The organism is Xinfangfangia pollutisoli (assembly GCF_020179405.1).
GTDB lineage: Bacteria > Pseudomonadota > Alphaproteobacteria > Rhodobacterales > Rhodobacteraceae > Pseudogemmobacter > Pseudogemmobacter pollutisoli.
In genome coordinates this window covers 19,871-28,337 of the sequence record NZ_JAICBZ010000053.1, presented here as the reverse complement: position 1 = coordinate 28,337, position 8,467 = coordinate 19,871, and the positions used below count along the sequence as shown (strand labels likewise).

The 8,467-nt window shown below is 69.7% G+C and carries 7 protein-coding genes; 3 read left to right on the top strand and 4 right to left on the bottom strand.

Annotated features, from left to right (window positions below; translation table 11 throughout):
- Positions 1-1,263: ABC transporter permease (locus K1Y73_RS14850; RefSeq protein ID WP_318248247.1), on the bottom strand; the 1,263-nt coding region annotated here is incomplete at its 3' end.
- On the bottom strand, positions 1,260-1,994 hold the full coding sequence (locus tag K1Y73_RS14845) for an ABC transporter ATP-binding protein (protein ID WP_225029089.1): 735 nt from the start codon (positions 1,992-1,994) through the stop codon (positions 1,260-1,262). The genes K1Y73_RS14845 and K1Y73_RS14850, both read right to left, overlap by 4 nt.
- Here K1Y73_RS14845 and K1Y73_RS14840 point away from each other — a divergent pair.
- The 3 genes from K1Y73_RS14840 (at position 1,993) to K1Y73_RS14830 (ending at position 5,536) form a co-directional block, all read left to right on the top strand.
- Positions 1,993-2,709, top strand: coding sequence for an arylesterase (locus K1Y73_RS14840; RefSeq protein WP_263626649.1), 717 nt, complete (start codon positions 1,993-1,995; stop codon positions 2,707-2,709). The two genes, K1Y73_RS14845 and K1Y73_RS14840, sit on opposite strands and share 2 nt — an antisense overlap.
- A 182-nt stretch (positions 2,710-2,891) precedes the next feature.
- On the top strand, positions 2,892-4,313 hold the full coding sequence (locus tag K1Y73_RS14835) for an FAD-binding oxidoreductase (RefSeq protein ID WP_225029088.1): 1,422 nt from the start codon (positions 2,892-2,894) through the stop codon (positions 4,311-4,313).
- Positions 4,310-5,536 (top strand): MFS transporter, encoded by a 1,227-nt coding sequence (locus tag K1Y73_RS14830; RefSeq protein WP_225029087.1) that lies wholly within the window; start codon positions 4,310-4,312, stop codon positions 5,534-5,536. The genes K1Y73_RS14835 and K1Y73_RS14830 overlap by 4 nt, the downstream gene beginning before the upstream one ends.
- A 25-nt stretch (positions 5,537-5,561) precedes the next feature.
- Here K1Y73_RS14830 and K1Y73_RS14825 read toward each other — a convergent pair whose 3' ends face one another.
- Positions 5,562-7,730 carry a caspase family protein gene (locus K1Y73_RS14825; RefSeq protein ID WP_225029086.1) on the bottom strand — a complete coding sequence of 723 codons (2,169 nt, stop codon included), beginning with the start codon at positions 7,728-7,730 and terminating at the stop codon, positions 5,562-5,564.
- Positions 7,731-7,770: 40 nt separating this feature from the next.
- Positions 7,771-8,358: a hypothetical protein gene (locus K1Y73_RS14820; RefSeq protein WP_225029085.1), complete on the bottom strand. Its 588-nt coding sequence runs from the start codon at positions 8,356-8,358 to the stop codon at positions 7,771-7,773.
- Positions 8,359-8,467: the final 109 nt, after the last annotated feature.

Genomic DNA, 8,467 nt, shown 5'->3' with positions numbered 1-8,467 from the left:
CAGCGTCCACATGCCCGACAGCGCCGCCGCGGTGCCGATCAGCGCCAGGGCCAACCCCAGCAGCACCGCCAGCCAGCGCCTGCGCGGCCAGCCAAGCGTGCCCTCGCCGCCGCGATACAGCGCCGCCGGCCGCACCTGCTCGGTCCGCGCCAGGGGCAGCAGCGTGAACAGCAGCGCCGCCAGCGCGCCATACAGCGCCGCTTCGGCCAGGGCCCGCGGCGATAGGCTGATCTGGGCCGGGAAGGGCAGGGCGGCTTCGATCAGCGGGCCAGCCAGCAAGGGCGCCAACCCGCCCAAAGCCAGACCGATCACGATGCCCAGCCCCGCCAGCACCGCCACCTGCCACAGGTAGATGCGGAAGATCAGCCCGCCGCCGGCGCCCAGCGTCTTCAGCGTGGCGATGGTCGGGGTCTTGCGCTCCAGCCAGGCGCGGATCGCGGCCGAGATGCCGACGCCGCCGGTCGCCAGACCCGCCAGGCCGACCAGCACCAGAAAGCTGGCCATCCGGTCGACAAAGCTTTCCACCCCCGGCGCGGCATTGCGGCTGTCGCTCCAGCGCAGGCCGCTGTCGGGCATGGCGGCTTTGGCCGCGCGTTCCAGCGCGGGCAGGTCGCGGCCTGCGGGCAGGGTCATGCGATAGCGGGTCTCATACAGCGATCCGGGCGTCAGCAGGCCTGATTGTTGCAGGGCCGAGGCCAGCACCACCGTGCGCGGGCCCAGGGCGAAGCCGGCGCTGGCACTGTCGGGTTCGCGCAGCAGCGCGGCCGACAGGCGGAATTCCTGCGTGCCCAGACGGAACGTGTCGCCGATCTTCAGCCCCAGCCTTTCGATCAGCAGCGGGTCCATCACTGCCCCGGGCAGGCCGTTTTCGGTGGCCAGGGCCTGCGCCAGCGGCAGGGGCGGGTCCAGCGGCGCCGTGCCATAAAGCGGCCAGGCGGCATCGACGGCCTTGATCTGGGTCAGCGCGGAATCGTCGCCCGTCACCGCCATCGACCGGAAATCATAGACTTCCGAGACCTTGTCGCCCGTCGCCTCGATCCAGGCGCGTTCCGCGGCACTGGCGGCGCGATAGGTGAAGCGGATCTCGGCATCGCCGCCCAGGATCACGCTGCCCTGATCGGAAAGCCCGGTCTGAATGGCCGTGCGCAGCGTGCCCACGGCGGCAATCGCCGCGACGCCCAGCGCCAGACAGGCCAGGAACACCCGCAAGCCCCGGATCCCGCCGCGCAATTCGCGCAGCGCAAGGCGCAAGGACAGGCTCATTCCGCGGCCCGCGCGGCGGCGGCGCCGGTCTCGGCCAGCCGGCCATCGGCAAGGCGGATCACGCGGTCGCAGCGCGCGGCCAGGTCCGGCGCATGGGTCACCAGAACCAGCGTGGCGCCGTGCCGGTCGCGCAGGCCGAACAGCAGGTCCATGATCGCGGCGCCGTTCGAGGCATCGAGATTGCCCGTCGGTTCATCGGCCAGAAACAGCGCCGGCCGCGGCACCGCGGCGCGGGCCAGCGCCACGCGCTGCTGCTCGCCCCCCGACAATTGGCTTGGGTAATGGTCCAGCCGGTGGCCCAGCCCCATCGCCTGCAATTCCGCCGCCGCGCGGTCGAAGGCATCGGGCTTGCCCGCCAGTTCCAGCGGCACGGCGACGTTTTCCAGCGCCGTCATCGTCGGGATCAGGTGGAAGGACTGGAAGACGACCCCCATATTGTCGCGACGGAACCGGGCCAGCGCGTCTTCGCCCAGCGCCGTCAGATCCTGGCCCAGCGCCTTGACCTGCCCGGCCGTGGCGCGTTCAAGCCCGCCCAGAAGCATGAGGAGCGACGACTTGCCCGACCCGGAAGGACCGACCAGCCCCACCGTCTCGCCCCGGTTGACCGACAGGGTGATGCCGCGCAGGATCTCGACCGGGCCGGCATTGCCGGGCAGGGTCAGGCGGACATCGACAAGGTCAAGCACGGCCGCGTCAGATGCGGCCTTGGGGGCGGGAACGGGTTGGGTCATGCGGCAGGTCCTGGATAGGGTCCCTCAGGGATATGGCCTTCTTGGCCGCGCATGCAACCTCACGTTCGCGTGGGTTTTCTGCATTGCGGCGGCGCTGGTGCTGGTTGCGGGCGCGGCCCGGGCCCAGCCGGTGACGGTGGTGGCGCTGGGCGACAGCCTGACGGCGGGCTACGGGCTGGCCCCCGAACAGGGGCTGGTGCCGCAATTGCAGGCCTGGCTGGTCGCGCATGGCAACGATGTGGTGATCGAGAATGCCGGTGTGTCGGGCGACACGACCGCCGGCGGGCTTGCCCGGCTGGACTGGGCCCTGGGTCCCGAGACTCAGGCGCTGATCGTGACGCTGGGCGGCAATGACATGCTGCGCGGCCTGTCGCCCGACGAGGTGCGCGCCAATCTGGAGGCGATCCTGACCGGGGCCGATGCGCGTGGCCTGCCGGTGCTGCTGGTGGGGATGAAGGCGCCCACCAATTACGGGCCGGATTACAAGGCCGAGTTCGACGCGATCTATCCCGAGCTTGCGGCCGCGCATCAGGCGCTTTTGGTTGACGATTTCTTTGCGGGCTTCGTGGCGGCCGGGGCCGATACCGCCGATCCTGCCAGCTATGCCGCCTGGATGCAGGCCGATGGCATTCACCCGAACCCCGAAGGGGTGAAGCTGATCGTGGCGCAGCTCGGCCCCCGGGTGCAAGAGCTGCTGGCCCGGGTGAAACCCTAGCCGTCCTCTGGCGGGCACTGTTGCGCAGCCTTGCCCCGCGCGGGTCCACCCGGGCGATAATGCGGATGGACGGCGCGGCAAAGCCGCCGTAGCTTGCCGCCGACCAGGGGCGTTTCGCCCCGGGATCCCCGCTTTAGATCTGGACGAAAAGGAAGGCTGCCGCCGGGCAGCCGGGGCAGAGAATGGGATTGATCAAGGATCTGGCGGCGGTGCTTGGCCCGGCGCAGGTGCTGACCGGGGCGGATTGCGACGGCTATGCGCGCGACTGGATGGGCCATTACCATGGCGCGCCCCTGGCCGTGGCGCGGCCCGCGAACACCGCCGAAGTCGCAGCCTGCGTGCGGCTTGCCGCTGCCGCGGGCGTTCCGGTGGTGGCGATTTCTGGCAATACCGGGCTTGTGGGCGGCACGATGACCCGGGGTGGCCTGATGATCAGTCTGGAGCGGCTGAACCGCATCCGCGAGATCCGCCCCGAGGCGCGGCTGGTGATCGCCGAGGCGGGCGTCGTGCTGCAGCGCATCCATGAAGCGGCCGAGGCGCAGGGCCTGTATTTCCCGCTGTGGTTCGGCGCCCGCGGCTCGGCCATGCTGGGGGGCGCGCTGTCGACCAATGCCGGCGGGTCGAACGTCTTGCGCTATGGCTCGACCCGGGGGCTGTGCCTGGGGATCGAGGTGGTGCTGGCCGATGGCCGGGTGCTGAACCTGATGAGCGAGCTGCACAAGGACAATTCCGGTTACGACCTGAAAGACCTGTTCATCGGCGCCGAGGGCACCCTGGGCATCGTGACGGCGGCGGTGATGAAGCTGGTGCCCAGGCCCCTGGCCTATGCGACGGCCTGCGTGTCGGCCGAAAGCCTGCCCAAGGCCTTGGGCCTGCTGAACCGGATGCAGGCGGCAACCGGCGGCCGGGTCGAGGCCTTCGAATTCATGCCGCGCCGCTATTGCGAAAGACTGGCCGAGGTGCGGCCCGATCTGGGCCTGCCCTTCGCCGAAATCCCCGAAGTGACGCTGCTGATCGAAGCCGGCACCACCGTGCCCGACGAGGCCGCCCCCGGCCCCGATGGCGCGGTGCCGCTGGTCGACCGGCTGGAAGGCGTGCTGGCCGGCATGCTGGAAGAAGGGCTGATCGCCGATGCGGTCGTGGCGCGGTCCGAGGCGCAGCGGCTGCAGATGTGGGCCCGGCGCGAGGCCGCGGCCGAGATCGGCATCGGACTGGAGCCGGTGGTCGATACCGATGTCTGCCTGCCGGTCGACAAGGTCGATGCCTTCCTGCGCGACGCCGAGGCGCGGCTTGTCGCGCTGGATCCGGGGATCGGCACCAGCTGCGTGGCGCATCTGGGCGATGGCAACCTGCATTACTCGGCCTATCCAACCCGCGACGATCCCGCCCTGGCCGATGCGGTGATGGATTGTATCGAAGAGGTGGTGCGGGTTCTGGGCGGCTCGTTCAGCGCCGAACATGGGATCGGGCTGTCGAAACTGCCCTCGATGCGGCGGCGCAAGGATCCGGTGGCGCTGGATGTGATGCGGCGGATCAAGGCGGCGCTGGACCCGGCGGGGCTGATGAACCCGGGCAAGGTTCTGCCGGCGGAGCGCGCCGAGTGACCGATCTTCCTGTGGGGGCTGGCGCCTCGCCGGCGCGGATCGTCTGGACCACGCCGCCGCTGCGGCTGGCGGCGCTGGTGCTGGCGCTGCAGGGCGCGGTGATCTGTTCCTACATGCCCTATGTCTCGGATCTGGCGGTGAACCGCTTCGGCTTTGGCGATCGCGGCTATGCGGTGCTGATGGCGCTGGCCTCGCTGATCTCGGTCGGCTCGGCCGTGGCGGTGGGGATCCGCACCGACCAGACGGCGCGGCGGCGCGGCATGGCGCTGGCGGCGGCGCTGGCGCTGGTGGCGGGGGCGGGGCTGATGGTGCTGGCGCCGGGCAAGCTGGCCTTCGCGGTGACGCTGGTCGTGCTGCTGCCCTTTGCCGGCACGATTTTCGGCCAGGTCTTCGCCATGGCGCGGCTGGCCTCGTCCGGGCATCCGGGGCCGCTGCGCGACGGGGTGATGTCGGTCATCCGCGCGCTCTTGGCGCTGCCCTTCATCATCGTGCTGCCGCTTTGGGCGCTGGCCTTCGCGGCCGGGGTCGATGTGATGGCGGTGTTTCCGGTCGCGCTGGTCTTGGGGCTGATCCTGCTGGCCGTGCTGCTGCGGCTTTGGCCGCAGGATGGCGCGACGCCCTGGGTCGAGCGGCCCTCGGGCCTCAGCCTGCGCGGCGCACTGGCCGAGATCGGACGCGGCCGCACGCTGGGCCGGGTGGTGGCGCTGGGCGCGGTGAATGCCGGGCCGACGCTGTACATGGCGCTGGTGGCGCTGACGGTCGGCGCGGCGCCGGGGCGGGCGGCGGCGGATGTGGCGCTGTATGTCGGGCTGATCGCCGGGCTGGAAGTGCCGGTCATGGTGCTGGCGCCGCGGCTTCTGGCGGGCGTGCCGCGCACAAGGCAGATCCTGGCGGGGGCGGCGCTGTACGGGCTGCATCTGGGGCTGATGCCCTGGGCCGCGCCGGCGGGGGGCTGGCTTTGGCCGCTGGTCGTGCCGGCTGCGGTGGGCGGGGCGCTGGTCCTGACCGTGCCGATCGCCTATCTGCAGGATCTGCTGGCCGACCGGCCCGGCGCCGGGGCCAGCCTGATGGCCCTGCAGCGCCTGACCGGAGACGTGATCGCCGCCTGCTGTTTCGCCGCCGGCACGCTGCTGTCGGGCTATGCGCTGGCGGCAGGGCTGGGGGTTGCGGTTTCCGTCGCGGGCGGGCTGGCGCTGATCCTGGTCGACCGCCGGCGGGGCTGATCCCGCCGGAGGCCGGGCCCGCGCGCTAATTGGCCGATTTGGTGCGCAATTCCATCTGCAGGATCATCGGCGCGGGGCCTGCCTCGGCACTGTCATCCGACAGGGCCACGGCGCCCCGGGTCGTCTCGCCAAAGCCCGCCTCGGCGAAGGCCGCCGAAAGCGAGGCGCCAATGCCGCGATCCGTCGTGTCTTTTTCCAGCCCGCGCGACATTTCCAGCGCATCCTGCGCCAGATAGGACAGGTCCTCGACCGGGGCATGCGCCTTGGCGGGGGTGACAACCACGATCAGCCGTTCCTGCCCGAAACTTTGGTCGCCGATGGCGAACAGGCCCTTCTTCAATTCATCGCCCGGCTGCAACCGGCCCGAGAACCAGTGCGAGATCGAATTGTCGGCGCCGATATACAGCACGTTCACATCGACCGGGATATCCATGTTGTTCTTGGCCAGCACATGGACCTGATCGTCGGTCACCAGCGTCGGAACCGAGGCCAGCGGCAGTTGGCGCAGCGTCTTGTCCTCGGGCGTGCGAGTCAGCAGTTCCACATCGACCTGCATGTCGCCCGATCCCAGCGCCGCGCCCAGCTTCATCAGGTTCAGCGCCTTGGCCATATGGGTCAGCGTATCGGCCAGCGCCAGCGCCAGCGCGTCGCCGGTCTTGTCCGCCGTGCCGACCGAGGGCGTCTCGGACAGGTTCTCGGCCAGGCCGGTTGCGGGCAGGACCCAGATCGCATCGGGGCGCGGGCTGTCGGGCAGCACGGCCAGGCGCAGATCGGCCTCGGCGCCTGAGGCCACAAAGTTCAGCCGCGGGCCGGATTCTTCCTTCAGCGTCTCCAGCACCGCCAGAAGCGCATCGGCCGGGGCCGAACCTTCGGGCGGCAGCGCCACCGTCAGCGAGAAATCCAGCGCCGCATCCAGCTTGCGCAGGTAAAGGCCCTTGGGCAATTCGGCCGGCAGCACCTTGCCGTCCTTCTCGACCGGAACGGCGGTGGCGGTGAACGTGTCCAGCGCGGTGATCTGCACATAGCCCAGCGCGCTGTCGCTGGCAGCGGCGGCCGACTCCATCACCGCCAGGACGGCGCCTTCCGACAGGCCGTGCAATTCGCCGGCGGGAATGGTCAGCCCGGCCTCGGTGGCCTCGGCCGGCCATTGCGCCACCCGCCCGCCCGGTTCGGCATCGAAGACCACAAGGTCCAGATCGCCCTCGAACAGGGGCGTCGATTTCGCCAGATTGCCCACGGCATATTTGCGCAGCACTTCCTGGGCGATCTGGCCATAGGTCGCGGCCGGATATTCGGCCAGGGTCTCGAACAGCGTATAGGTGAAGACGCCCTGCGGCTTGCGGTCGGGCTTGCCCTTGGGCAGGCGCTTCTCGGGCGTCACCTCATTGGTCTGGGCGGCATAGAAGGCGACCAGCGCGCCCATTTCCACCCCTTCGGCCGGCGCCGCGGCGACCTTTGCCGCATCCATCGGCGCCTCGGGCGCGGCGCGCGGATCGTCGCCGCCCACGCCGCGCGACTTTTCCGCCCCCGCCTCGGCCGCATCCATCGCCGCTTCGGTGATGCCCAGGACCGAGGGATCCAGCTGGCGCACCGCCACTTCCTCGCCGTCATCTTCAACCGCGCGGGTCGCAGTGCCGGAATGGCAGCTGTCGAACACCACCCAGACATCGGCGCCCTTGGCGCGCAGACTGTCGATCAGCACCCCGATCTCGTCATCGACCAGCGCATTCTCGACCGAGCCCACCTTGTCGGACCAGTTGCCGATATCGATCGGCAGGAACATCTCGTCCAGCCCGTCAAGTTCGCTGTCGGGATCCGAGGCGGGCTGCTGCGTGCCATGGCCCGAGAAATGCAGATAGACGAAATCGCCCGGCTGCAATTCGGCTTCCAGCTTGGCAAAGGCCGCGCGGATTTCGCCCAGGGTCGCATGGCCGTCGGTCTTGACCCCCTCAAGCCCGTCGGCCAGCACGATGACGTTTTCCTCGGTGAAGGGCACCGGCGCTTCGGTGGTCAGATAGGTATAGGCCAGCGCGACATCGTTCTTCGGCCCGCGCAGCCACCATTTCTCGGCCAGGTTCTGATATTCCGAGGCCCCGATCAGCAGGGCGTAATTGTCGCGCGCGGCGGCGACGGTCGACAGGGCCGGCAGGGCCATGAGGCCAAGCGCGGTGGTCAGGCAAAGCGTTCTGAACATGGGCGTCCTCAATCGGTCAGGTCGGGATGTCGGGTCGGGATCAATTGGTCAGCAAAGTATAGTCGATCGGCGTCTTGCCGCGGTTTTCCACCGTCAGCAGGAACAGGCCGTCCTGCGCGGGCGTCCACAGGCAATGGGCCACGAAGGACGGGTCGATGTCGCGGCACACGACCTTGCCGGTCGCGTCGCGCACGATCAGGTTCAGGTCAAAGCCGGGCGCGGTCTCGACATAGACCTCGGCCTTGGCGCCGCCCTTGAATTCCATCGGCGGCAGCGTGGCTTCGCCGGGGTCGAGAGCTGCCTTCTGCTGCACCGCGCCCGAGATCACGCCCTTGGCCGAGACGGCTTCCAGATCGTCGAACAGGGGCGCCAGTGCCGCGTCGCCGGGCGCCAGGGCGCGGGCCGCGCCCAGCATCGCCTGCCAGGACAGCGGATCGTCGGCATCCTGCCCCAGACCCGCCGCCTTGCGCAGCTGTGCCGCGGTCAGGATCAGCAGCGGATCGGCCTCGGCCAGGCCGCGGGTGTAAAGTTCGGCCGACAGCTGGGCCCGGCGCAGCGGGCTTGCCGGATCGGCGAAGGCTGTCGTGGCAAGGCCAAGGAAAAGGGCTGCAATCACAGAGCGTTTCATCGAATGGGGCCTTTCGGGCCTGCGGTCTATTGGCAGGCTCGAAAATGGCGGGCGGGCATCCGCCTGTAAACTCACAATCTTTCCATGACCGGATTTGTCATGTGACCGG